Here is a 26591-nt window from a genome sequence, read left to right as displayed (position 1 = left end):
CGGGGAGCCTTACCATGGGATGACATTTAAAAAATGGAACTGCCCGCCCCTGGTTGTTCCGGGTCTGCTGTTATGCCTTGGCATTCTTGCGGGTTCGCTTTGGGGAGCATGGGCCGATGGTTTTATTTACCTGCTCATTCCCGTGGGCTGCCTGGTTTTATTCAAGCGCCTTAACCGCATCCCTTGCCCCTGGTTCAGGGGGGGCTTTTTTTTTCTTATGGGAGTGGTGCTGATCCACTCGGTTGAGTTTCCCAGCCTTTCCCCGTCCAATATTCTCTCCCACAGCAATAAGGGTAAATTCTGGGTATGGGGCAGGGTGGTTACCCTGTTCCCCGAACAGGGATCCATTCAACGCCTGGTGTTTGAAACCACCGCCGTGGGAAGAACCCGTTATGATCCCCGGCCTGCCACAGGGCGTATCCGACTCACCGTGAGACAGGGAAGGTTTCCCCTTCAATATGGTGATCATCTGCTGGTTCAGGGCCGTATCCGTGCCTTTCGTAATTTTGCCAACCCCGGGGGGTTTGATTATGTCCGGTTCATGAAACAAAAGGGCCTTCAGGCCTCTCTTTATTCCCGGGGACAGGATCTTTTTCTTGCCCCCTCCTGCCACCCCCCTGGATGGTCGACCGCCTTTATCCATGGGGTGGCCTCCCTGCGAGATGCCTTTTCCCAACAGATCCATGCCATGGTCAAAGATGCCGGTGCTGCGGCGTTGCTGGAGGCCCTGGTGCTGGGAAATCGTCAGCATTTGCCACTGGACCTTCAAAATATGTTTGCCCGCTCCGGGGCTTCACACATTCTGGCCATTTCAGGGCTCCATCTTTCCATTGTGGCCACCCTGTTTTTTTTCCTGTTTCAGAAATTTCTTTCCCTTTTTACCCCGCTTTTGATCCGGGGCCTGGCCCGCAAGGGTGCGGCCCTGATGACCCTTGTTCCCCTGGCGGGGTATGCCCTGATATCGGGTTTTTCCCCGGCCACCCAGCGGGCCTTTGTCATGGTGTCCGTGGTGATGGCTTCCCTTGTTATGGAACGGGAAAATATCACCTTAAATGCCCTGGCCGCAGCGGCCATTGTTATGTTGCTGTTGAATCCGGCTGTGCTTTTCTCCATCTCCTTTCAGCTCTCTTTTGCAGCGGTTGTTTTCATCGTTTCAGGCCTTGATCTTGCCCGGCACCGGGGTTTTCCAGGTTCTGGTAATGGGCTTGTGAACAAAGCGGCACTCTTTTTTCTGGTCTCCCTTCTGGCCATTGCCGGGACCCAGCCCCTGGTGATGCGCTATTTTAATATGGCAAGCCCCGCCGGAGTGTTCACCAACATTGTCACCATTCCCGTTGTGGGGTTCGGGGTTCTTCCCCTGGGGCTTGTTGCTTTTCTGACGTTTCCCTTGGTTCCCACGGTTTCCAGTGCCTGTCTTGTCCTTGCAGGTAAACTGGCCATGCCGTGCATTCTTTTTCTTGCCTGGGTGTGTGAACTGCCGGGTGCCTGGGTGAGAACGGTGACCCCTGGTCTTTTTTATGTGGTGGCCTGGTATCTTTTTATGGGGGGCGTTTATGTGTGGTTCCAGAGCCAGGCGCCGAGAATGGGGCTTTTTATGGGTATAACAGCGGTTTTAATTGTTCTTGTCCATGGGGCTGTGGATGTACATAAACGATATTTTACACAGACCCTTGATATTACCATGCTGGATGTGGGGCAGGGCAACAGCGCTCTGATCCGTCTGCCCGGAGGGGCATGCTTTCTGGTGGATGGGGGCGGGTTTTCAAGCAATGAGATATTTGACACCGGGCGGTATCTGGTGGCTCCTTTTCTGTGGAGACAGCATATTCTGACCCTGAATGGGGTGGTGCTCACCCATCCGGATGCAGACCACATGAACGGATTGGTGTATATTCTGGAAAATTTCAGGGTGAAGGTGCTGTATAAAAATACAGATCAGGTGGATAACCGCGTATATGAACGGCTTATGGCGCTGACCCGTTTCCGGGGAATTGGAGTTCACCAGGTGGACCCCGAAGGGGAGAATCTGGCACCGGCCCTGGATATCACCTTCAGATTCTTACCCGGGTTTAATGACAGCCATGGAAATATAAAAGCATCAGAAAAAAGTTTTAATAACAATTCCCTTGTGTTGCGTGTGGGATTCCGGGGATTTTCCATGCTTTTTGCCGCTGATATCATGGCCCTGCGGGAGGAGCAGCTGGAGGTCTCCCGGGGCCATGATTTGAAAAGTACCCTTCTCATGGTACCGCACCATGGCAGCAATACTTCAAGTACGGCCGTTTTTCTGGACCAGGTGCAGCCAGCTGCGGCCCTGATCTCCTGTGGATGGCACAACCGCTTCAAATTTCCCCATTCCCGGGTGGTAAAGCGATATCAGGAGCGAAACATTCCCCTGTACCGTACCGACCGGGACGGTGCCCTGCACATTGTTTCCAACGGCATCACCTGGTATGTTGAAACCAGTCGCTAAATGGATTTCTGCATGTCCCGGGGATGCCCGGTGCTGCCCGCATAGCGCAGAAAGGGGATGATGACCCGGTTGGGATTGCCCCCCAGTCCGTCATAGGTGATGCTCACCATGGGAATTCCGCTTTGTTTTTCAATGGTGGCAGCCATGGCTTCGGTGACAAGGCCAGGACAGCAGAAGGATGGGGTGGCTTGGACAAACAGAGCCAGGTCCGGGTGGGCCTTCAGGGTGTAATGAACTTTTAAGATATTATCCATGGATTCCCCGGTGTGCTCCGGCAGAATCCCATACCGGGCCAGGATCGTTTCAAAGGGATCATCATAGGCCGGGTTTGACTCCTTTAGCAGGGGTTCAAAATATTTGTAATATCGTTTTTCCATGAGCCCCATGGCCGTGAGCAGGGTTTTGTTGGTCAGGAGGCTTAAGTATTTTCCTTCCTTGAACCATTTTCTGAAATAGGGATCGGCAATCATCTTTGCAAAACGGTAATAGGGCGTGGTGACCACCTCTCCGCCATTTTCCTCTATGAAACCAATGAGATCCTGACTCATCACCGCATTGTCTCTTACATAAAAATCACCAAAAATGGCCACCTTGGGCCGCCCGGGTTCAAACTTTGTCTTAATGTGTTTAAAGGGGTCAAGGGCTTTGGCCAGCGCCTCTTCCTTGGATGTGTTTTTTTCAAAGGATTGCCTTATGACAGCCACGGCACGGTCAATGACACCATCGGTTTCCCCCTTATTGCATTCATAGGGTCGGATGCTGCATCCCAGACTTCTGAGCAACCCGCCGAACATATATGCAAAATAGGCGTTAAGGGAGGCTTTTATGGAAATCTCACTGTAGAGCAGTTCTCCTCTGTATACGCCTGCCTGTTCCAGATCTTCCCCCATGTCCGTCAACAGGGTCTTTATGTGGTGGGGATAGAGCTTTATGTTGCAGGCAATGTCGGATTTACTCATCCACAACACGGTGCGGGCCGGGTCCAGGTTATGATTTCGTATGGTCTGGGCATAGCCTGCGGCAATGGCATTCAAGGGGATACACTGCCCGGTGTTGGTTTTCAGGCTTTTTTTAATGGTATTATCTGTTTCTTCCATGAGAATGGCCCGGTACCCTTCCCCCCGCAGTACCCCCGCCAGAAATTCGCCGATGATGGGGTCCCAGTTGGGCAAGACAATGGTTTTGTCCGTCAGGGCGGTTTCCAGATGGGGATTGATGTGGGAAAGGCAAACTTTTGCGGGTGTATCCATGTTTGCGGCGTGGTTTCTGAATGCCCGCACCGCGGCTTCAATGCGGGTTTCATATCCCACACTGGAGTCATGTTCATCCAGCTCCAGTACCAGGTAGGGTTTCTGGTGGGCTTCCATGATCTTCTTGAAATAGCCCACGCAAAAGGAATCAGGCGAGCATTTAAATGAGGTTATGAAAACCGGAAACAGATTTTTTGTCCGGGCTGCCACCAGGGTTGCCTTGAGGATGGTGGCGGCATGTTCCCAGTGAATTTCCTGTAAAAGAGGGGCAATTTCATCAAAACGGTGGTGATCCAGATCCAGCATGTCCTGGAAAAAGGCGTTGACCTTCATACCGGCAAAGATATCGGGAATTCCGGCATTAAGCCCCTCTGATAAAATGGTGTAGGGTCTGCCCACAAGCAGAACATCTATGTCCGTGGCGCGATTTTGTTGACGGGTCATGATGGCCCGCAGCTGCTGTGCGGCACCTTTTTTCCATTCCAGCGCCTTTTCATGGGCCGACGCGATGTCAAAGAAACTTAAATTTGCCCCGGGAATTTTTTTAAATGCCCGGTAAATCTCCATTTTGGTGTTAAACCCGGAGTACAGGTATTTAACCACCGGAGAGAGAATACGGCTGTTGTCAATTTCCGCCAGGGATGCAATGACTGAAGGGATATACTGGGTGTAGTAGCAGTATTGACGTCTTGTTTTTTTGTCCGCGTTTCGGTTTTCAAAGTAATAGGGCAGAAACACCCAGTCCGCCTTTTCAAGCAGATCTGCCACATGACCATGCATGGCCGCCATGGGGGTGCAGAATTCCGCTGTGGCAATGGCCCGTCCCCGGGTCACCGGTGCTTTCATTTTTTCACTGGTGATGGTTTTAACACCCAGATAATTGAAAAACGTTTTCCAGAAATCAAGGTCTTCCATAAGATGAAGGCCCGCCGGGATTCCCACGGTGAAGTCTGATTTCACAGGGGTGGGATGGGGCAGGGTGACCCCTTTTTTACGGGCACGTAATAGATGGAAATGATTTTTTTTGGCCACAAAGTGATCGGTGTTGTAATCCCTGCCGCACAGAAACCCAAAGGCCACGGTGTCGTTTTCAATGGTTACAATGGTCAGTTTACAGTGGTTGGTGCACAATTGACAGGTCTCCCGACGGACGGGAAGCTCCTGGCTCCAGAGGTTAAATCCCCGGAAAGTAGTTCGGGCCGGAGCCTGGTCTTTCAGGGTAAGCGCCACCCCCAGGGCACCGGTGAGGTGGCAGTAGGGAGACACATGGATGGGTTTCTTAAGACGCTGTTCAAAGGCCGCCACCAGGGCTTTGTTTTTGGCCGTGGCTCCCTGGAAAAGAATGGTGCTGCCGATCCTGGCTTCGGTGGCCACCTTGGTCATGTAGTTGTCCCGCACCGAATGCAGGGCTGATGCCAAGACTTCATCCACGGTGTAACCTTCGGACAGAAAATGGTTCATGTCCCGCTCCATGAAAACCGTGCAGCGATCGCTGGAAATGGGGGAGCGAACCGACTGGGCCCTTTGGGAGTACTCGGCAAGGGGACAACCAAGCTTGGAGGCCTGCTCTTCAATGAAACTGCCGGTACCGGCGGCGCACACGGTGTTCATGAACGAGGAGGTGACCACCCCGTTTTTCATGGTGGTGAATTTTGCGTCCTGGCCCCCGATTTCAATGATGGTGTCAACGGTGGGGGTCAGCTCAAAGGCAGCCCGGGAGTGGGCCGTGATTTCATCCAGCACCAGGTCAGCCCCCATGATGGCCCCGGAAAGTTTTCGACCGGATCCTGTGGTGCCGCATCCTTTAATATTAATGGTCAGGTGGTGGGTGGTGATGAAGGTATCGATGGACTTGAAAACGGCCTGCACAGCCTGGACCGGCCGAGAGGCGGTGCGGGTATAAAATCCGGCCACCACCTGTCCGGTTTCTGTGATAATAACGGCCTTGGTGCTGGTGGACCCCACATCCATACCCAGAAAACAATGGGAGCTGTCCATGTGGCCGGGTTCCATGTAGATGTCGTTCTCCACATTGTTTTCCACAAAATGAGTTCCCTTGCTGAAATCCGGGTAGGTGGAGAGGGGCAGATCCAGTTCCGGGAAAAAATGTTTTTCGTGATTCTGGCGTTGGGCGGTCATGATATCGTCCATGGTGATATATCTGCGGGACCCGGGCAAGGGCATAATCCCCTGGCGGATATCATCGGCCAGACACAGGGCTGCTCCCATGGCCCCATACAGATGGGCATCCTCATCGCTGATCAGTGGGGCTTCAATGAGGCTCTCCAGATGCTTTTTCACCGAAAGATTCCGGGAAACACCGCCGCATAAAAGGATGGGTTCCCGAATTTTCTTGTCCGTAAAAAGGGTGTTGGTAATGTTTCTGGCAAGCCCCCGGCACAGCCCGTCACAGATCTGGGGCACACTAAATCCTTCCTGCTGGGCATGGATGAGGTCGGTCTTGGCAAACACGGCGCACCGGGTGGCAATGTCAGGGATTTCCTGATTGTTTTCAAAGGCGGCCCGACTCAGTTCTCCGGGACCGGAAAGACCCAAACGGGTGGATTGCTGATCCAGAAAACTGCCTGTCCCTGCGGCACAGGCCGTGTTGTTCCGGGAACCGGTGTAATTACCGGCATCATCAAACAGGCTGAGGCTGAATTTTTCCCCCCCCACATTTAGAATGGCCCCCGGGGTGCCGTGGCGCTCCTTTGCTGTACGGATGATGGCCACCTGCTCGTCATAGGCAGCATCCCGCTGAATGGTGGTGGGGGTGGATGCGGTGACAGCAATGGCTGAAATGTCTGTGAGATCAAGGGGGGCAATGGCTTTTGCAAGTGCCCCGGTTATGTCGCCTCTGTGGGTGATGGCATTCTTATGAAAGGGGGTGCCAGTAGAATCAATGGCCGCAACGGATACGGATACCGATCCCACATCAATGCCAAGAATATTGAATACGGATGCCATGGTCAGATTTTCTCCTTTATTTCATTCCACAGTTCAATAACGCCCCTGTGCCATCCTTCAATGAAGAGCCGGGCGTGTTTGTTGACTCCCTCGGGGGATACGTCCATCAAGGGATCTTTTCCGGTGATACCTGCAAAATACATTTCCATGCGGGGGTCAGAAATCATGCCCGTCACCGGTGTCAGATCAAGGACGTACATCAGATCATCATAATGGGCATTCTTGGCCCATTCTATGCCCTCAAGTCTCCCATTTTCAGAATAATTTCCTTCGGACTGCATTTTTTCATACCGCAGTCGTTCAATGATATCCACCATGTCATGATCCTCCTGTAATCTTTTTTGGAAGGCTTCTTTTTTGTGGATGGCATCGGAAAGTGCGTCCTGGAACATCTTGGAAAGATTAAATGATTTTCGCCATTCTTCCATTTTTTCATGGAGCATGTCCGGGATGCTAAGGGTGATTTTACGTGTCATGGGGGACCTCTGATGTTCGGGTGAAAATACTGGAAAGCACCTGAAACTGAGTTCTGTCGTCAGATATGGAGTGTTCCGGTATGAAACCCGTATAAAGTTTTAATGTTGCGTGCTATTCTATACAATACGTATTGCAAAATAATGGAAGTGTCAAGGGGTATCTCACCGCCTTAAGTCTTTTTGTGGCGTATTTCCCTGGCCTGGGGTGGACACCCACGAAAGACGTCAAAAGGTCATGAAAAAAATGCCAAAACCTTGGACATATTATCAATGTATGGTTATAGTAGATCTGTGTAAATTTTGTCATGGAATTGCCAGTCACCTTTGGCAATTTGATCGCGTGATTATGTGTTGGCCTTTTTTATATGAAACTCCGTCTAAGACACTGCAATGATTGGAGTTTCGATTTTCGTTGCGGTTGGTGGTTACAGTCATGTGGATTATATGAAATAAAGGTTTGAGATGATAAGAAAGTACATTGAATATCTGGGAAGGAGTACCATGGGACTGGTGGAGGGAACCGGTCGCACCTGTCTGTTCATGACCATGGGTATTGTTCATATATTTACCCTTCCCTGGCAGGTGTTCAAGGTGGTCGAACACACCTGGTTCATCGGCATGAAATCCATGGGCGTAATTATTCTTACCGGTATCTTCACCGGCATGGTACTGGGGCTTCAGGGGTATTATACCCTGGTGAAGTTTGGCTCCGAAGGCATGCTTGGCTCCGCCGTGGCCCTGACCCTGATCCGGGAACTTGGACCCGTACTCACCGCCATCATGGTGACGGCTCGGGCCGGTTCTTCCATGGCGGCAGAGCTTGGTGTCATGAGAATTTCCCAGCAGATTGATGCGCTGGAAACCATGGATATTGATCCGGTTCGGTTTCTTTTCAGTCCCCGCATTGCCGCAGCCGTCATCAGTTTTCCACTGTTAACGGCCCTGTTTGATGTGCTGGGTATTTTCGGGGGATATATCACGGGTTCTCTGATGCTGGGAATAAATCCGGGTATCTATGTTTATCGGGTCACGGAAAGCGTGGTCATGGCTGATGTAACAGGTGGATTTGTGAAATCTCTGGTGTTCTCCCTGGTGGTGACCACTGTGTGCTGTTCCCGGGGGTTTTTTACCCACCTTCAGGTCGGTGGCGGATATGGTGCCAAGGGTGTCAGCGCTTCCACCACCAGTGCCGTTGTGACATCTTCTGTTTTGATTCTTTTTTTTGATTATCTCATTACCTGGCTGTTGCTTTAACCGGGAATATAAAAGGGGAGATATGTCTGTGACAACACCTCTGATTGAGTTTGTGGATGTGAAGAAACGTTTTGGAGACACCCGGGTTATGGAGGGGGTTGATCTTTCGATTTTCCGTGGACAGATCACCGCCGTCATCGGCAAGAGTGGCAGTGGTAAGAGCGTGCTGCTTAAACACATCATCGGCCTGGAAAGCCAGGATTCGGGAAAGATATTTTATGACGGCAAAGATATGACTGCAATGGATCGTTCCGCTCGCAGGAAATTTAAAAAAAGGGTAAGTTACATGTTCCAGGATAATGCCCTTTTTGATGCCATGACGGTGTTTGAGAATATTGCCCTGCCCATTGTTGAAAAATCGGAACTTTCCAGGGCCGAGGTTAGACAACGCGTGATAACCCGCATGGGACAGCTGGAGTTGTCCGGCATTGAAGAAAAATATCCGGCCCAGCTTTCCGGCGGCATGAGAAAGCGGGTGGCCTTTGCCAGGGCATTGATCACCGATCCCGAGGTGGTGCTTTTTGATGAACCCACCACGGGCCTTGATCCTGTCAGAAAGCAGGGCGTACATGACATGATCAAGGGATACCAGGCTCAATTCGGATTTACGGCGGTGGTGGTCAGTCATGAGATTCCCGACATTTTTGACATTGCCCAGCGGGTGGCCATGCTGGATGAGGGAAAAATAATTCTTCAGGATAATACACGGGAATTTTTAAAAACCCGCCTGGACACTGTTATAAACTTTATAGAGGGAAAGGAAAAAATCAGTGGGTAATCTAAACAGGAGATGGGTTGAGTTTTATGTGGGAGTTTTTGTCATCATCGGAGTGCTCTGCTCCGGCTATCTGCTGGTCACTCTGGGTGATCTTGAGATCGGTGGCAGTAAAACCTACCGCATAGATGCCTATTTCAGCAATGTGGCAGGACTTAAAACCGGTGCCACCATTGAAATGGCAGGGGTGGAAATCGGCCGGGTGGTATCTGTTAATCTGGACACCAAAAAGCTTCTGGCCAGGGTGGTCATGGGGATTCACAAAGATGTCATCCTTGCCGAAGATGCCATTGCTTCGGTGAAAACTTCGGGTATTATCGGAGATAAGTATATCAATCTGTCCCCCGGAGGTTCCACCATGACCCTGGAGGATGGCGATACCCTTTTTAACACGGAATCCGCCATTGATATTGAATCTTTGGTGAGTAAGTATATTTTTAACAAAGACCCGGAGAAATGATGCATCAAATGCATGTAAGCGTATAAAAATTTCTTAGCAGAGAGATAGAAGTTACGACCAACCCCGAAAGGACTGATATGAAAAAGTATATTCAAACGACAGTGATGGTGGTGTGTATCATGTGGACTTTTTCTTCCTGGGCACTGGAAGATGGCCCTCGACAGGTGCTGGAAAAGGGCGTCAACGATGTTTTGTCTATTTTGAATAACCCTGCATATAAAGGGGAATCCAATATCAAACAGCGTGATGATCTTCTTTTTGACAAGGCCCGGGAGCTGTTTGATTTCAACTCCTTTGCCATGGGAGCTCTGGGACGCAGCTGGCAACGATTTTCCCCAGCCCAGCAGGAGGAATTTATTTCTTATTTTTCCCGACTGATTGGTGAGACCTATTTTGCCAAAATTGAAGGGGAAGCGCTTTCGGATCTTTCTGTACGGTATGTAAACGAAGATTTACTTGCTCCCACAAAATCTGGGCGGCAGCGGGCCGATATTTTCACCGAGGTATCCCATAACGGGGTCGTTACCCCGGTGGATTATCGCATGCTCAAACCCCCCAATGGCGTGTGGAAAATTTATGATGTAAAAATAGAAGGCGTAAGCCTGCTTGGGAATTACCGCGAACAGTATCGTGAACGATTCATGGATAGTCCGGAGGATCTTATCCGGGAAGTCCGGGAAAAGGTGGAAAATGAAAAATAACCAGATTTTATGGGTATATAAACGCCGAGGTGCCCTGGTTCAGACAGGTATTTCAATTGTGTTAATTCTGGCGGTTTGGATGGGGATTTTCAGCTCCCCGGCAATGGCAGAAAAATTGGAGAACCCGCCGCTTGAAGCCGATGATCTGTTTGCGGAATATGAATCAGAAAACAAAGGTCCGGTGGTGCCAGATCCCCTATACTGGTTTAATTACGGCATGTATCAGTTTAATGATAAACTGTACTTCTGGGGTTTAAAACCTTTGGCAAAGGGCTACAGGGCGGTTACTCCCCTTGTTTTCAGACAGGGTATTAATAATTTTTTTAATAATATTCTTTTCCCGGTGCGCCTTGTGAACAATGTGCTCCAGGGCAAATTTACATCGGCGGGTCAGGAAATCAGTATTTTTATGATCAATACCATGGGAAGCCTTGGCTTTTCCCGCATTGCCCAGGACCAGCACGGTTTTAAAGATTCAAAAGAAGATCTGGGGCAGACCCTGGGAACCTACGGATTGGGCCAGGGATTTTATCTGGTGTTGCCCCTTCTGGGGCCGTCAAGCCTGCGGGATCTCACCGGCAGGGTGGGAGATTATTTTTTAAGTCCCACGTGGTACCTTGAGCCCACGGAAGCCTCCCTTGGTGTAACTGCCCTGGACACTGTCAATGATACATCCCTTCGCATTGGAGACTATGAGGCCTTAAAGGATGCCGCATTTGATCCCTACATTGCCTTAAAAGATGCCTATCTGCAATTGCGGCAGAACCGGGTGGAACAATAAAATACAAAAAACAAAAGAAAGCATGTTCCCCGTGGACGCATTTTCATTTTCCAGGTCTCAGGCTTAATTAACGATGGGATCAGACTTTGAAATTAGCGCTTATTTTAAAAAGATGCGTGGCAGGCAGGTTAAGAATGTCTGTTACGCCGGTATCCCGGGCAATGGTTTCAAGACTGTGTTCAATGATTTTCTCGGAGGGTGCGATAAAGGTGAACCAGATATTATAGTGGTGATCCCGCATGTAATTGTGGGTCACGCCGGTGTAGGCGTTCACCGTTTCGGTAAAAAGGTTTACCTTGTTTTCGGGTACGCTGGCTGCGCAAAGTGTGCTGAAAAAGCCCAGTTTGTAGGGTCCGAAATTACCACCAATACGCCGGATGATGCCATTCTTTTTAAGGGTTTGCACCCGATGGATCACTTCGGCTTCCGTGAGGTTGAGTTCCTGGCCTATTTCCCGGTAGGGTCTGGGGTCAATGGGAAAATGGGTCTGTATCCGATTGATTATTTTTCTGTCAGTGGAATCCATGCCGGCGGGGCTCCATTTGCTTGTGTGGGGGGCTTGTTTGTGGGATGTTCCATACAAAAAAAGGCTCTGCATGGAAAACGCAGAGCCTTTGGGGATGATCAGAAAATGATCATAGATCAGAAACTATACACATCCTGTGGGTTTGGGAAGACCGGCCATTTTGCATGCGCCCTTTCCAGGTCCTGAGGGGAACAGTTCATAGATGTGTTTGAGTTTGTATTTGGTCAGCTTGGAAAGTACCCGTACCATGGGGGCAATACCATTTTTCTCATAGTAGTCCTGAAGAACGTTTACAACCTTCCAGTGCTCGTCATTGAGTTCGTCAATACCTTCCTGCTGTCTAACATACTCAACCCAGTCGTTGGTGAAGCTTTTGTAATCAAGCAGGAATCCATCTTCATCTACTTCAAAGGTTGTTCCGTTCATCTCTACGGTTGCCATTAAACTACCTCCTGTAAAAAGAATAATTTCATTTCTATAAGTAAGCTTGCCGTCTTATCTTTAGAATTTACATTTTGCAACAATAGCCCAGTCGGTTTCTCTTGTCAATATATAGATGAAGGCAGTTGTTAAAAAAAATGACGGTGTTGTAAATAAGCCTTTTAGAATGAGTGTTAATACTCCCTCGGAGTCTGATTCAAGGCGGCAAGGGTAAAAACCGGACCGTCTTTGCATACCAGCTCTTTACCGATATTGCACCGACCGCACATGCCGATGCCGCATTTCATGCGGTTTTCCAGGGACATGATGATCTGATTTTCTCCATATCCCAGGGACTGCAGGGCAGGCTGGGTGAATTTAATCATGATCGGGGGGCCGCACACAATGGCAAAAGTATCTTTGTCTGCCCGGGGGGCTTTCTTTTCTACAATGGTGGGGACAAAGCCCACATTATAGGCCCAGGCCGGATCATCACAGCCGTCAACGGTGATGTGCATGTTGATGTCGTCTCTTTTTTCCCATTCAAACAGCTCATCCCGGTACAGGAGCATTCCAGGGGAGCGGGCACCGTAAACCACATCAATATTACCAAAGTTGGCCCGGTTGGCCGGGTCCAGCATGTAGACAATGGACGCCCGTAATGTGGTAAAGGCAAACCCGCCGCCGATGATCACCACATTTTTCCCTTTCAGGGTGTCCCAGGGGTACCAGTTGCCCATGGGGCCCCGGATGCCCATGATATCCCCCACAGCCATGTTGTGCAGGGCCGTTGTCACCACACCGGTGCGAAATACCGTGAATTTTACAAAGCCTTTTTCCGTGGGAGAAGAGGCTATACCAATGGGGATTTCACCCTTGCCGGGGATGGAAAGCATGGCAAACTGACCGGCCTTATGGTCAAAGGCGGTTTCATCTTCGGGGTTTAAAAAGGTAAAGGTAAAGGTCTTTAAAGATCGGTCCTCGGTTGCAACCTCAATGTCAGCAATGCGAACCGGGTAGGGCATATAGGGATTATCCATTTTTCCTCCTCTATTTCTGTGGCTCGTAATCGTTCATGACATTGCATACTTCCCGGATATCAATATTCACCGGGCAGGCCTTGACGCATCGGCCGCATCCCACACACATGGTTCCCTGGTCGTACTTGTCCAGGAAATATTTTAATTTATGCATGAAGCGCTGGCGCACCCGCTGGGTTTTCTCCCCCCGGGGGTTGTGCCCGGAGCCGTGGAGGGTAAAGAGCGGGGACATGCAGGAGTCCCAGTTGCGGAATCGGACAGAATTATTTCCCTTTGTTTCATCCTGGATGTCAAAACACCAGCAGGTGGGGCACACAAAGGTGCAGGTGCCGCAGTTAATGCACGAGAAAGCGATATCCTCCCAGAAAGGGGCCTGGTGGAGATCCAGCAGGGGTTTTTCCCTGAGATTGTCCGTGTCCACCCGGGTGGTGATGGCCTCTTCTGCCGCCTTTTTTAGCTCTTCCATCTTCTGGATATCACCGGGGGCTGCTTCCTGGTCAAACCCGGCAGAGGCCATGAAGGCACGTCCTTTTTCGGTGATCACTCTGGCAAGATATGCGGTGTCCGTGTCCACCAGAAGTACATCCAGTCCCTTTTCATCAAAGGGGCCGGAGCCCATGGAGGTGCTGAAATCAAACCGGGAAGGGGTATTCACGGCAAGGCCGATGAAGGTGGTGGCATCATGGGCATCGCACCAGTAGGGATCTCGATACTCTTTGGTGTCAAAGTTGAGCTTTACCAGTTCAATGGCAAGGGCATCAAAGGGGCGGATACCGATGACGGCCCGGGGGGAATAATCCGCACTGAAGCGTTCCATGATATGATGATTCTGTTTTGAAGCATCAAGGGTGGTGGTCAACAGCTTTTCCGTCTGGGGAAACAGCGCTGACTTGGGGGATAACACCGTGTCCACACCGGTCATGTCCGGCTGCTGATCTCCCCCAAGGGGGGCAAAGCAATAATTTTCTTTTATTTTAACAGGACCAAAGAGCTGGTAACTCTGCCGGGCGTTGTCCATGCCCTGGGTCCATTGGTTTTTATCTATTTTTATGACTTTCATGAAGGTCCCCTTGTGGTTATTTTATGAAATCGTTGGGGTCATCAGGGGCAAATGTGTCCAGGGGTGGACGTTTGCTTATGTCCAGCCCGGCTTCCCATCCGAACAGCTCTTTGGAATCCTTGACAAGTTTCCGGGTGAAGGCCCGGACATGGATGTCCATGGGGCAGGCCGCCTCGCAGGCACCGCAGTCGGTGCACCGTCCGGCACAGTGAAAGGCCCGGAGAAGATGAAAGGTTTTGATGTCGGTGTCGTTTTGCCCTTTGCCCACCCACTGGGGATTGGATTCATCCACAAAACAGGTGGGGCAATAGCACAATGGGCAGGCATTGCGGCAGGCATAACAGCGGATGCAGCCCTTCAGCAGATCGTCAAAATAGTTCCATTTTGTATCGGTGTCCATGGCTTCTATGGCATTGACATCTTTAAACGGGTCTTCCAACACCGGTTCTGTTACCGCTTCTCCCACCAGATCATCATAAATAACGGGATTCCTGTGGGTGCAAAGGGCACAGTTGTCCCGGAGATGGTCTTCCCTTTCAATTTTCACCTCGGCGTGGGCCGATGCAATGGTCAGGGTATCTCCGGCTTCACTGCAGGAGATGATTTCATCCTTGAACAGTGCCTGGAGTTCTTTGGGGTTCACCATTCCCTTGCAGGGCACCCCGATGATGTGAAGCTGCTCTCTTTTGATCTTGTTTTCCACGATGTGATTGACAATGTTTCTGCTGTCACATCCCTTGGCAACGATGCCGATTTTTTCCTGGCGATTGGTGAGATAATTGGCCAAGTTGAGGGTGCAGTGACTGTCCCATACGAGTTCCTGGGCCTGCTGGGGTGTTCGTGCCAGAAAGGGTACCGTGGCCATGGGGACGGTGCCCCGGCGGTAACCGATTACCACATCCACCTTTCCTGATTTCAGCAGGTCAACGGCAAGCGCTCTGATCTGTTCTGTGTAGCTTTCCATGTAATTCTCCCTAATCAGACCCTTTCACAAGTTTCGTGTTGGGGCCCAGTGCTTCAACGGACTGGGCCACTTCCCTGGCAACAGTGGCAAATTTCGTGGCCTCGGCAGAGGATATCCATGAAAATTGAACCCGATTTTTTTCCATACCCATGTGTTCCAGCAGATTGGCCATCATGGCAAACTTACGACGTGCATAGTAATTACCTTCCAGGTAATGGCATTCGCCGGGATGTCAGCCGGACACCCACACACCGTCTGCCCCTTCCCGGAAGGCGGACAGGATAAATTTAGGACTCATGCGCCCGGTGCAGGGAATGCGGATGATTCTTATGTTTTCAGGGTATTGCATGCGGCTTACCCCGGCAAGATCCGCTGCGCCGTAACTGCACCAGTTACACAGGAAACTCACAATTTTGGTTGTTTTCTTTTCTGACATATTGGTCTGTTCTCCTTTACGCATCAGCCACGCCTGTGGGTGATGCGTAATTTCAAGGTCTCAACGTTTCTGTGTTCACAAGGTGTGAGGGGATCAGCCGCTGGCGATGATGCCCTGGTTTGACCCCTTTTTTTGAACCGCCCTGGGGTGTCTGGGCGGTTATGAACACCTTCGTTGGTGACACGGTTGCCGTTATTAAACCGCTTCGTCCAGGGAAAAAATCTGGGCAAATATCTGATTGTTGTCAAATCCCTTCAGGTGCAGGGCACCGGATCGGCAGGATGCCACGCACAATCCGCATCCCTTGCAAAGCACTGGATTTACCTCGGCCTTGCCACTGAAGCGTCCCTCAAGGACAAAGGAAGGTGCGGAATAGGGACAGATGGACACACACACACCGCAGGAGCTGCAGTTCATGGGGTTCACTTGGGCTACGGTGCCGCTGGTGTGCACCGTTTCCCTTGCCAGCAGTGTCACGGCCCGGGAGGCGGCTGCCTGCCCATGGGCCACGGCCTCATCAATGGGTTTGGGATAGTGGGCAAGGCCGCACAGAAATACCCCGTCCGTTGCAAATTCAGACGGACCCAGTTTGGCATGTTTTTCCACAAAGAACCCGTCTTCATTCAGAGGCACCTTGAAGAAGTTGGCCAGGGTTTCATCCCGGTTGGGTACAATGGCCGATGCCAGGGTTAACATATCCACCTGAATTTCCAGAGGGCGTTGCAGCACATGGTCCATCACCGACACAATAATTTCCTGGTTATCAAGGCGCACAACCGGTTTGGTGTCCAGGGTGTACCGGATGAAGATAATTCCCTGTTTTCTGGCCTTCTGGTAGAGGTATTCCCGCTCTCCGTAGGTTCTGATATCCCGGTAAAGAATATAAACGGCCATGTCCGGATTGCGTTTTTTCAGCTCCAGTGCACTGTCAATGGAGTGGGTGCAGCACACCCGGGAACAATAGGGTCGATGGGGTTCCCTTGAACCCACGCATTGAATGAAGGCGGCGGCATTCACCCGGGTAAGGGCCGGGTCATTTTCCTTGAATTTTTTGTCCAGCTCCAGGCTGGTTAAAATTCTGGGGTCCTGTCCATAATGGTACTCTTCGGGTTTGCTTTCATGGGCGCCCGTGGCCAGGATTGCCACACCGTGGTTGAGTTCCGTCTGTTCTTCGCCGGTACCCAGTGTGGAGACAAAATTGCCCACAAATCCGGAAACGTTTTTCAGTTCCGTATTCATGTGAAGGTGAATGCGCTGGTTTTCCTTTACGGTCTGGGTCATCTGTTCCAGAGAATCTGCAATGGATTCTCCCTGGAAGGTCTGGAAAAGATGGTTGGCCTGGCCGCCCAGGGTGCTTTCCTTTTCCAGGAGATGGACCTCGTATCCCTGGTCGGCAAGATTTTTCGCCGCTGTCATGCCGGAAATACCACCGCCCACCACCATGGCGGTCTGGTGAACAGTGAGTTCGGCTTCTTTAAGCGGTTCCATGAGGGCCACCCGGGTGACGGACATGCGGATGAGATCCTTGGCTTTTTCCGTTGCCAGGGCAGGGCTGTTCTTGTGTACCCAGGAGTTCTGGTTTCGGATGTTGGTCATCTCAAACAGGTATTTGTTGAGCCCCGCACTGATCATGGTTTCCTGGAACAGGGGTTCATGGGTTTTGGGGGTACAGGCTGCCACCACGATTCTGTTGAGTTTCTCTTCCCGGATAACCTGGGCCATGGTGTCCTGGGTGTCCTGGGAACAGGTGTAAAGGTTGTCGGTGCAATAGGTGACATAGGGCAGGGTGGCGGCATAGTCTCTGACCGCTTTGACATCCACAACGCCTGCAATATTAGAGCCGCAGTTGCACACAAATACACCGATGCGGGGACGCTCGCCCACCACATTGGTTTCCGGTATTACCTCGGGCACCTGGGTCATGGTGTTGCGGGAGGCTGCCAGAAGAGCCCCTGCCGCCCCTGCCGCCGCACTGGAATCCACCACGGACTGGGGAATATCCTTGGGACCCTGGAAGGCACCGCACACAAAGATACCTTCACGACTGGTGGCCACGGGAGTAAAGCTTGATGTTTTGGAGAAGTTGCCTGGGGTCAGATCAATGTCGAGCATCTTTGCCATCTGGACCACTTCCGGGGCGGTTTCAAGCCCCACGGAAAGGACCACGATGTCAAATTTCTCTGCCTGTATCATGCCGTCGTCATTGACGTAGCGAAGGCTTAATTCGTCGGAATCATGTAGGGTGTCCACTGAATGAATCCGGCTTTTAAGGAAGCGTACCCCCTGGCTTTTTGCCTGGTCGTAGTACCGCTCAAATCCCTTGCCGTGGGTTCGGATGTCCATATTGAAAATGGTGCATTCCAGACCGTCCCCGGCGTGTTCCCTGGCGATGACCGCCTCTTTGATGGCGTACATGCAGCACACCGAAGAGCAATAGGGGTTGTCGCATCGGTTCATGTCCCTGGAACCCACGCACTGGAGCCAGGCAATCTTTTTGGGCTCTTTATGGTCAGAGGGTCTTACCAGATGGCCCTGGGTGGGACCAGATGCCGACAGCAGCCGCTCAAACTGCATGGCCGTGACTACATTGGCAGATCTGTCATAGCCGTAATAATCCAGTCCCGAGGGATCATAGGGTTCAAATCCCGGGGAGAGCACAATGGCCCCCACGTTAATTTGTTTTTGTGCCGGTCTCTGGAGATGGCTTTCCAGGGTCAGTGCACCGGCACCGCAGGCCTTGACACACTCTAAGCATTCGCAGCACACCATGCAGTCAAGGCAGCGATGGGCCTCGGTGATGGCAGCCGCTTCGGTCAATCCCAGCTCCACTTCGGTGAAGCCTTGGGTTCTCTGGGCAAGGGGAATGCGATCCATCTTCTGGCGGGGGCTGGGTTTCAGGTTGTCTGGAATTTTATTGTAATCTTTTCCAGCGTATTCAATGGGTTCGCGGCCCTGTTTCAGGTCTTCGCCATTGAGGTAGCGAATCATGGAAACGGCGGCTTCTTTTCCGGCGGCCACCGCATTTATGGCAATGGAAGCACCGGTATTTGCATCTCCCCCTGCAAATACGCCCCTGCGGCTGGTTTCAAAGGAAACCTCATCTGTGTCAATGTTGGCCCAGCGATTGATCTCAACCCCCGTGGAGGTGTCAAGGCAGGCGCTGTCGGTGCGCTGGCCAATGGCGGGAATTACAAAGGAGGCGTCCAGGGTGAAATCACTGTTTTCCACGGGTACCGGCCGTCTTCTGCCGCTGGCATCGGGTTCGCCCAGTTCCATTTTAAAACAGGTGATACCGACCGTTTTTCCATTCTCACCCACCACAGCCCGGGGGGCTGTTAAAAATTGAATGTCCACCCCTTCTTCCAGGGCGTCTTCAATTTCTTCGTCCCGGGCCGGCATTTCCGCCTCGGTTCTTCTATAAAGGATGCTGACTTTTTCAGCACCCACCCGCAGGGCTGTCCGGGCCGCATCAATGGCAACGTCCCCACCACCGATGATGGCTACATGGCCATGGAGCCGGCCAAATTCTCCCAGGGCAACCTCTTTTAATAATTTTACACCGGAAATAACCCCCTCAAGGTCTTCACCGGGAATCCCCAGCTGCATGCCCTGGTGGCATCCAATGGCTAGGTACACCGACTGATACCCCTCTTCCATGAGGGAATCCACAGTGAAATCTTTTCCCAGGGCCGTGTTGTATTTTATTTCAACGCCGGGGCGGCGGGTTATGAAGTTTATTTCATTTTCAAGGATGTCCGGGGGAAGACGATAGTCCGGGATACCCACCTTGAGCATGCCGCCTGCGGCGGGCAGTGCTTCAAAAATGGTAACCTGAACGCCTTCATTGGCCAGAAACCAGGCAGCCGTAAGTCCGGATGGACCTGCACCCACAATGGCCACCCTTTCTTTCCGGGGTGTTACCTCAGGGAGGTCAAGGGTATTTACATCCACTTGATCTGCAACAAATCGCTTTAAAGAACAGATGGAAAGGGGGCTTTCCACCTCCTGCCGACGGCAGGCATCCTCACAGGGGTGGGGGCAGATACGCCCGATGGAACCCGGCATGGGCAGATTCCGGGTGATGACCTCCAGGGCCTCTTTATATTTTTTCTCCCGTACCAGGGCCACATATCCATGGGCGTTCACCTCATTGGGGCAGGCATTGGTACAGGGGGAACGATCTTTTTTGGTGATGGAAAATGCACCGGGAACCGCCTGGGCGTAGGGGCGCCAAGTGGCTTTGCGATTCCCCAGCCCCTGTTCAAACAGGCTTGGCAGGGTGACAGGGCAGGCATCGGCGCATTCTCCGCAACCGGTGCACTTGGCGGTGTCTATGTATCGGGGTGTTTGGTTCAGGGTCAGCTGGAAATCTCCGGCTGCTCCTGCGATGTGTTCAATCTGTGATAATGTGACTAACTCAATGTTCAGGTGCCGGCCGACCTCGACCAGTGTGGGTGAGATAATTCACATGGCACAGTCATTGGTGGGAAAGGTCTTGTCCAGCTGGGCCATGGCCCCGCCTATGGAAGGTCCCTTTTCCACAAGATAGACGTAATAGCCTGAGTTGGCAAGATCAAGGGCGGAAAGCATTCCGGATATGCCGCCTCCCACAACTGCTACGGAACCGATTGCCGTGTTGGTCATGCTTTGAATCTCCTGATTTTGTTTTTTTGATGACAGCAAATGTGGACTTTGTTCTGACGTTTTGCCACCATGGACTGTTATTTATGAGTTTGCGCTTGAAATGTTGAAGTCCTGTTGAGTTTAAACGCTGAAATTAAGGTTGTCAATATAATTACAAGAAAGAAAATGAATTAAATTAAGTGTTTTCCTGGCTTGATCACAGTATGGGGCTCTTGTTGCATTTGTTGGAGTAACGGGGTCAGATGTGTGGTATTGTTGTTTTTGTAACCATCTGTGTTATAAGCTAAATTTAAATAAAAGTGTCAATAGCGCAAGTCTAACCCCACCCAAAATATGTTGTGAGCAATATTTGCTTTCCATTTGCCAGTGCAATTGAAATACCAGTGTGTTGTTTGTTTTAAAATTGCAGGAGCAGCCCATGTAAAATAAAGGATATGCACTTGTTTTTTAAGTGTAAAAAAAAATATTTTTTTTTGAAGAACATGAAAATCTGCCGGGGGGGGGTGGAAAGATTTAACTGAATCGGGGGACTAAATGACCCGTTCGTCCCGTAAGAATGAGTCATTTAATGATCAGCTGCCTGTCCCCCCCCATTGCCTGCGCTTTGATTTCAGAACGAAGTGGGCGACTTTGTGATCAAATCCTGGGTGTACCATGTTATGACCATCCCAATTTTTTGTTTTGAAAGATCATCTCCATGGTGATATGAAATACAGATGGAAAAAAAAATAATTGTGATATGCGGTCCCACAGGGGTTGGTAAAACCGGGTTTGCCATCGCACTTTCCACCATTTTTAATGGGGAAATCGTGGGTGCGGACTCCATGCAGATTTACCGGCATTTTGATATTGGAACGGCAAAGCCTGATGCGGACGAACGCCGTCAGGCTATCCATCACCTTGTGGATTTTGCTGATCCCCTGGATAATTTTGATGCTGCCCGGTTTGTGTCCTTGGCCGATGCTGCCATTGATGACACGCTCTCCCGAAATCGGTTGCCCATTGTGGCCGGGGGAACGGGGTTCTATATCAAAGCCCTTCTGCACGGTCTGTTCCAAGGACGTACCGCAGATGAAAAAATCATTGCCCGCCTGGAGGCGGATGCCGCAAACATGGGATCAGCCGTGCTCCATGAACGGCTCATGGTGGTGGACCCTATTGCTGCTGCCCGGATACACCCCAATGACCGATTTCGGGTGGTGCGGGCTTTGGAGGTTTTTGAGAGTACAGGACAGCCCCTTTCCCATTTTCATACAAAACATCAGTTTGCCCCCTGCAGATACAAGGCTTTGAAACTGGGATTGACCATGGATCGGGAACGTCTGTACAAAAGGATTAATCACCGGGTGGATCTCATGCTGGAAATGGGGTTGGTAAACGAGGTGATAGGGCTCAGGCAGATGGGATACCACTGCGGTATTAAAGCCATGCAGTCCATTGGATACCGCCATGTATGCGATTACCTCAATGGCCGGACCACCCATGAAGAGATGGTTGTTCTGCTTAAACGTGATACCAGGCGCTATGCCAAACGCCAGTTCACATGGTTTAGAAATGAGAAAGACATGGTCTGGGTTGAGCCGGATCAAGTTGCAAAGGCCGTTGAACTTGTGGCTCAATTTATGGAACAAAACTACGACAAACCCATGGGGTGATAAATGGAAGGTGATATGGCTGGAAAGAGATGTGCAGGAATGTTTGTGTGGCTGATGCTTGCCGGTGTGCTGCTTGCCTGCGGGTGTGCCAAAAAACAGGTGACTTCTGGGCCGATATCCCCCCGGCCCGTACCCCCCGTTGTGCAGGAGAAAAAACAATCTCCAGATAAAGCCCCGGCTGAAACATATACGGTGTCGGCCCTGATAAAGAAGGGGAAACAGCTGGCCGGGGTGGGCAACTACCGTGCGGCTCTGGATGTTTACGGTACGGCTCTGACCCTGGCATCGGGCCATGAGATGGTTCAGATCCTTGATCTTGTGGAGCAGGTACTGTTTAAATGCGATGTGCCCCTGCTGCAGGAACTCATGGGTGTAACGGATCATAACATCCCCCCTTCCATGCTGCTGTATTCCCTGGGTTACCGGTATGCAGCCCGGGGAGATAAGGATCGCTCCCGGGAAACTTTACAGTCCTATCTCCAACAATATCCCCGGGGGCGGCGAGCCGAGGACGCAAGGCAGCTCATGGAAATTCTTTCTGTTAAAAAAGAATCGGGGGTTAAAATTGGGTGCCTGCTGCCCCTTTCCGGAAAATATGCAGTATTTGGTCAAAGGGCGCTGAAGGGGGCTCAGGTGGCCCTGGCCCGGTTGATTCCCCGGTACGGGGATCGCATTGTTCTGTTGGTGCGCGATACCGAATCAGATGAGCAGGTTGCCCGTTTGCGCATGCAGGAACTTATATCTGCCCAGGTGATGGCCATTGTTGGTCCCATGGTCACTGCCGTGAATGTTGTCGATCTGGCACAGACCCATGGTATTCCCATGATTGCCATGACCCAGAAAGAAGCGTTGTCCCGCAGAGGAGGGTATGTTTTTACCAATTTTATTACGCCTGCCATGCAGGTAGATTCCTTGGTGTCCCACGCCATGATGCATCTCGGGGTAAGGCGGTTTGCCGTGCTTCATCCCCGGGATAAATACGGCATGGCTTTGATGCAGCTTTTTTGTCAGCGGGTGACGGAAATGGGGGGCACGGTTCAGAAGGTTGTGGCCTATGATGGGGGGCAAACCGATTTTTCCCGGGAAATTAAACGGGTTGCCGGTTTTGATGATCCCCGTCTCCAGACCGCCCTGCGACGGGCCAAGAGCCAAGATACACAGAGTAGTGCCGCTGGTGGCAAGTCGGAAGCCATTGTCAACTTTGACGCAATCTTTATCCCCGACGGCCCGTCACGGTTGGCATTGATCCTGCCCCAGCTGATTTATAATGATGTCACAGGCACTCATCTTCTGGGAACCAATATTTGGCATCAGACGTCATTGATTCAACAGGCTGGAGATTATGTGAGAAATGCCGTTATCACCGACGGCTATTTTGCCGACAGTAGTCGACCGGAAGCAAGACGGTTTAAAGAGCAATTCATGGCCATGTTCGACACGTCCCCGCAATTTATTGAAGCCATTGCCCATGACACATTGTCCATCCTGGTGGAAACCGTCATGGATCCTGCCGTGACCTCGCCTGAAACCCTTAAAGACGCCCTCACCGGCACACGGATTTTTGAGGGGGCCACGGGAAAAACCCTGTTTGACAGGGATGGAAAATTGCACAAGGAGCTTTTTTTTCTGACAGTGAAAAATAGGGCCTTTGTGGAAATCACACCCTAAGCTGAAGGGTTTACCAGGGAGCCCTGGCCCGTAGCTTCCAGCACAGACTGCCACAACCTGCCATGGGGGTCCACCTGTTTTCTTGTGCCTGCTGACGCCTCCATGGGGATGTGCACATAGTGGTTGTTCCAGTGGCTGATAAGAAGACCTGTTTTGCCTGCCATCCCCGCATGAACGGCGTTTCTGCCCAGAAATCCGCAGTAGACACTGTCATTGGAATTGGCGGGCAGGCTTCGGATCATGTAGCTTGGGTCAATGTACTTCAGTGTGATGGGAATTTGTTTTTCATCAAACCACTTTGTGATTTCATTTTTTATGAAGATGCCGATATCCTTGAGTTTGATGTTCCCTGAGGGATCATATTCGGTGGCTTGGTCCGTGAAAAATTTCTGTCCAGCCCCTTCGGCCACCACAATGACGGCGTGCTTTCGCTGGGTGATCCTGTTTTCCAGGGCCGATAAAAATCCCGATGCACCGTAAAGATCAATGTCTATTTCCGGAATGAGCACAAAATTGGCGTCCTGCTGGGCCAGGGCCGCCGTGGCGGCCAGAAAACCCGAATGCCGTCCCATGAGTTTTATAAGGCCGATGCCGAAGGGGTAACCTGCCGCCTCGTTGTGGGCCCCCTTGATGGCGCAGGTGGCAATGTCCACGGCGGTGTCAAACCCAAAGGATTTGGAGACCAGGAAAATATCATTGTCAATGGTTTTGGGTATGACAATGACGCTGATTTTCAGGTTTCGCTCCTTTACCTTGTCGGCAATTTTCTTGCCTGCCATGAGCGTGCCATCCCCTCCCACCATGAAAAGAATACCGATACTCATGCGTTCCAGACAGTCCAGTATGGCATCCATGTCCTGGGTGCCTCGGGATGAGCCCAGAACCGTTCCCCCCATGTCCATTATCTGGGAAACATAGGCTGGTGTCAGGGGGACAGTGTCGTGGCCGTATTGGGGGATAAAACCCTGGAGGCCGTATTTCATGCCGTAGACGTGCCGGACTCCGTAGCAGTGGTGGAGTTCCAGAAACACCGATCGGATAATATCGTTGAGACCGGGGCAAAGACCGCCGCAGGTGACGATGGCGCATTTGAGCTTGCTGGGATCAAAATAGATTTTTTTCCGGGGGCCTGCCTTTTCAAAACTGGGGATGGTGCCGTGGTTTTCCAGGTGTGCGGTTATTTTCTCCGGGTCCACCGAGTAGGATATCCGATGGTGATCGGATACAAAATTTTGGGTGTATCCTCCCTGGCTGCGGCTGGCAAGGGGGGAGTCAATGGCCGCATCCCCCAATGTGTCAATGGCGGTGATCAGATCCGTTGTCTGCATGGTCCGTTTCCTTTTTTTTCCTTAAAATAAAGGGTCCTTAACCCTGAAGGTGTCCGTTGGAAAAGGTAAAAGCGCCTTTGCCCAGGATATCGTGCAGGTGCAGAATTCCCAGCACCTGACAGTTTGTGTCTGTGACCGGTAAAATGGTGATCTGTCGTTTTTCCATGATGTTCAGGGCCTGGTAAAGGGGGGCGTCTGCTTCAATGACAAGGGGAGAGCGTGTCATTACCTCTCCTGCGGATAAATGGTTAAATCCCTGGGGGTGTAAAGCCGCCAGATGACGGATGTCACCGTCTGTGATGATCCCCGTGAGTTTTTTTTCTTTATCAAGCACAAAAACAGCCCCCAGGCGAAACTGATCCATCTGTTCCACTGCCTTTACAAGGGGATCTGTCGGTGATACCCAGGGAATTTTGGAGTTTGCGTACATGATTTCCCCCACGGGAAAGGAGAGGCGTTTTCCCAGTGCACCACCGGGGTGGGAACGTTTGAAGTCATTTTTCCCAAAATGTTTTTTGTCAATCAATACAACCGCCAAAGCATCCCCCATGGCCAGCTGGGCCGTGGTGCTGCAGGTGGGTGCAAGCCCCAGGGGACAGGCCTCTTTTTCCACCCCGGTGTCAATCACCAGGCTGCAGAAGGATGCCATGGTGGATTGGGGATTGCCGGTGAAGGCGATCATGGTGCACCCCATATCCTTGATGGACGGAAGCAGAAGGTTGAGTTCCCCGGTTTCCCCGGAATTGGATATGGCGATGAACACATCTTTTTGCGATACCATGCCAAGATCTCCGTGCATGGCCTCCACGGGATGAAGAAACATGGCGTTGGTACCCGTGCTTGAAAGAGTGGCCACGATCTTTCTGCCGATGAGCCCGGATTTTCCAATGCCGGAAATAATCACCCTTCCCGAGGTGTTGCAGATCACCTCCACCATGCGGTCAAAATCCGCACCGATTTTTTTTGTCAGGTTTAAAATGCTTTCCGCTTCGAGGCGCAGAACCGCCACTGCCTGTTCTGTGGCCATGCTTTTTTTTTGTTTCATTTGCATCCATTGTTTTTAGGGGGATTACATTGGGCCCCCACCATGATTGTCGGGCTTGAGCACAATCTCGCCCATGCTGGGGATGGGGCAGGCCCACATACTGATCCACATTATTAATATGTTAATTCATAAAAATCAAGACTTGTTGCCTCTGATGCCCCCCTGGGGCCTGCTGCAAATCCGTTCCCGGGAATGCGCAGTACCGCATGGACAGGTCATGAATCGATATGTTGACATAATTTTAAATTATGGTATAGTGATTTGCTCAAAAAATATTGAGTTTGCAATTACAGGGCGGAAACCTAAGCTGGGTTTCCATTATTTTTTTTTGCCATAATGATACGGGGTTAATACAAAATGATTTGTGATACTGTAAGAAAGGGTGATGAGTGTGTTTTCATGGCCGCAAACGGCTGTAAATATATTGGCGGTGCCTGCAAACCAGTGATTGAACAATGCGAAGGCTGCCAGCGGGTTTCCGAGTATGAAACCGGTAAATTTTGCACGGCTGCGCCGGATCCTGCACTGAAATGGAAACTTGGAAACTGCAACATGGCCACCCATGTGAAAACTGTTGTGGAAACCAAGAAACAGAAAATCAACCCCATCAAGGCATCCAAAAGAAGATAGTTTTGATGCTGGATACCATTGGGCCATGGCAGCTGTAC

20 protein-coding genes are annotated in these 26591 nt (G+C 51.1%); 9 read left to right on the top strand and 11 right to left on the bottom strand.

From position 1 onward, the window contains the following. Window positions 1-19 precede the first annotated feature (19 nt). A complete protein-coding gene (locus ACYQ2M_RS08245) occupies window positions 20-2473 on the top strand; it encodes a DNA internalization-related competence protein ComEC/Rec2 (protein ID WP_459915856.1) in 2454 nt (817 codons plus the stop codon). Here the strand turns inward: ACYQ2M_RS08245 and ACYQ2M_RS08240 are convergent. After that, the gene (locus tag ACYQ2M_RS08240) at window positions 2470-6690 is read right to left on the bottom strand and encodes an acyl-CoA dehydratase activase (RefSeq protein WP_459915855.1); all 4221 of its coding nucleotides are present in this window, start codon (window positions 6688-6690) and stop codon (window positions 2470-2472) included. The two genes, ACYQ2M_RS08245 and ACYQ2M_RS08240, sit on opposite strands and share 4 nt — an antisense overlap. Before the next feature lie 2 nt (window positions 6691-6692). Continuing rightward, entirely contained in the window at window positions 6693-7166 is a 474-nt protein-coding gene (locus tag ACYQ2M_RS08235) for a hypothetical protein (protein WP_459915854.1), read from the bottom strand. Between the two features lie 462 nt (window positions 7167-7628). Between ACYQ2M_RS08235 and ACYQ2M_RS08230 the strand changes: the two genes are divergently transcribed. The 5 genes from ACYQ2M_RS08230 to ACYQ2M_RS08210 all read left to right on the top strand — a co-directional run bounded on the left by ACYQ2M_RS08230 (window position 7629) and on the right by ACYQ2M_RS08210 (window position 11137). Then, window positions 7629-8420, top strand: coding sequence for an MlaE family ABC transporter permease (locus ACYQ2M_RS08230; RefSeq protein WP_459915853.1), 792 nt, complete (start codon window positions 7629-7631; stop codon window positions 8418-8420). Window positions 8421-8442: 22 nt separating this feature from the next. Further along, the gene (locus ACYQ2M_RS08225; RefSeq protein WP_459915852.1) at window positions 8443-9198 is read left to right on the top strand and encodes an ABC transporter ATP-binding protein; all 756 of its coding nucleotides are present in this window, start codon (window positions 8443-8445) and stop codon (window positions 9196-9198) included. Beyond that, on the top strand, window positions 9191-9655 hold the full coding sequence (mlaD, locus tag ACYQ2M_RS08220; protein WP_459915851.1) for an outer membrane lipid asymmetry maintenance protein MlaD: 465 nt from the start codon (window positions 9191-9193) through the stop codon (window positions 9653-9655). Before ACYQ2M_RS08225 ends, mlaD begins: the two co-directional genes overlap by 8 nt. A gap of 77 nt (window positions 9656-9732) precedes the next feature. Continuing rightward, window positions 9733-10356 (top strand): Tgt2/MlaC family protein, encoded by a 624-nt coding sequence (locus tag ACYQ2M_RS08215; RefSeq protein WP_459915850.1) that lies wholly within the window; start codon window positions 9733-9735, stop codon window positions 10354-10356. Next, the gene (locus tag ACYQ2M_RS08210; RefSeq protein ID WP_459915849.1) at window positions 10346-11137 is read left to right on the top strand and encodes an MlaA family lipoprotein; all 792 of its coding nucleotides are present in this window, start codon (window positions 10346-10348) and stop codon (window positions 11135-11137) included. Before ACYQ2M_RS08215 ends, ACYQ2M_RS08210 begins: the two co-directional genes overlap by 11 nt. 79 nt (window positions 11138-11216) lie before the next feature. Here the strand turns inward: ACYQ2M_RS08210 and ahbA are convergent, their stop codons facing one another. The 7 genes from ahbA to ACYQ2M_RS08175 form a co-directional block, all read right to left on the bottom strand. Then, the gene (gene ahbA / locus ACYQ2M_RS08205; protein WP_459915848.1) at window positions 11217-11663 is read right to left on the bottom strand and encodes a siroheme decarboxylase subunit alpha; all 447 of its coding nucleotides are present in this window, start codon (window positions 11661-11663) and stop codon (window positions 11217-11219) included. A gap of 123 nt (window positions 11664-11786) precedes the next feature. Continuing rightward, the gene (locus ACYQ2M_RS08200) at window positions 11787-12104 is read right to left on the bottom strand and encodes a TusE/DsrC/DsvC family sulfur relay protein (RefSeq protein WP_459915847.1); all 318 of its coding nucleotides are present in this window, start codon (window positions 12102-12104) and stop codon (window positions 11787-11789) included. A gap of 173 nt (window positions 12105-12277) precedes the next feature. Then, entirely contained in the window at window positions 12278-13123 is an 846-nt protein-coding gene (locus tag ACYQ2M_RS08195) for an FAD/NAD(P)-binding protein (RefSeq protein WP_459915846.1), read from the bottom strand. Between the two features lie 10 nt (window positions 13124-13133). Beyond that, window positions 13134-14183, bottom strand: a complete 1050-nt coding sequence (locus ACYQ2M_RS08190) for a 4Fe-4S dicluster domain-containing protein (RefSeq protein WP_459915845.1) — start codon at window positions 14181-14183, stop codon at window positions 13134-13136. 16 nt (window positions 14184-14199) lie between these two features. After that, a complete protein-coding gene (locus ACYQ2M_RS08185) occupies window positions 14200-15147 on the bottom strand; it encodes a 4Fe-4S ferredoxin (protein WP_459915844.1) in 948 nt (315 codons plus the stop codon). A gap of 10 nt (window positions 15148-15157) precedes the next feature. After that, entirely contained in the window at window positions 15158-15583 is a 426-nt protein-coding gene (locus ACYQ2M_RS08180; RefSeq protein ID WP_459915843.1) for a hydrogenase iron-sulfur subunit, read from the bottom strand. Between the two features lie 195 nt (window positions 15584-15778). Next, complete coding sequence (locus tag ACYQ2M_RS08175; RefSeq protein WP_459915842.1) at window positions 15779-20227, bottom strand: FAD-dependent oxidoreductase; 4449 nt, start codon at window positions 20225-20227, stop codon at window positions 15779-15781. A 716-nt stretch (window positions 20228-20943) separates the two neighbouring features. On the opposite strand from ACYQ2M_RS08175, the gene miaA reads away from it, so the two are divergent. Together miaA and ACYQ2M_RS08165 are read left to right on the top strand one after the other, a co-directional pair. Then, on the top strand, window positions 20944-21882 hold the full coding sequence (miaA, locus tag ACYQ2M_RS08170; RefSeq protein ID WP_459915841.1) for a tRNA (adenosine(37)-N6)-dimethylallyltransferase MiaA: 939 nt from the start codon (window positions 20944-20946) through the stop codon (window positions 21880-21882). Window positions 21883-21897: 15 nt separating this feature from the next. Beyond that, on the top strand, window positions 21898-23550 hold the full coding sequence (locus tag ACYQ2M_RS08165; protein ID WP_459915840.1) for a penicillin-binding protein activator: 1653 nt from the start codon (window positions 21898-21900) through the stop codon (window positions 23548-23550). Here ACYQ2M_RS08165 and ACYQ2M_RS08160 read toward each other — a convergent pair. Then, the gene (locus tag ACYQ2M_RS08160; protein WP_459915839.1) at window positions 23547-24878 is read right to left on the bottom strand and encodes an ATP-dependent 6-phosphofructokinase; all 1332 of its coding nucleotides are present in this window, start codon (window positions 24876-24878) and stop codon (window positions 23547-23549) included. The genes ACYQ2M_RS08165 and ACYQ2M_RS08160 overlap by 4 nt on opposite strands. Before the next feature lie 37 nt (window positions 24879-24915). After that, window positions 24916-25923: a KpsF/GutQ family sugar-phosphate isomerase gene (locus ACYQ2M_RS08155; RefSeq protein WP_459915838.1), complete on the bottom strand. Its 1008-nt coding sequence runs from the start codon at window positions 25921-25923 to the stop codon at window positions 24916-24918. 357 nt (window positions 25924-26280) lie between these two features. Between ACYQ2M_RS08155 and ACYQ2M_RS08150 the strand changes: the two genes are divergently transcribed. After that, a complete protein-coding gene (locus tag ACYQ2M_RS08150) occupies window positions 26281-26553 on the top strand; it encodes a PxxKW family cysteine-rich protein (protein ID WP_459915837.1) in 273 nt (90 codons plus the stop codon). The last annotated feature ends 38 nt before the right edge of the window (window positions 26554-26591 follow it).

This window comes from Desulfocicer niacini, from assembly GCF_054657595.1.
The sequence above is the reverse complement of the archived record's forward strand: the minus strand, read 5'-3'. Positions and strand labels throughout refer to the sequence as shown.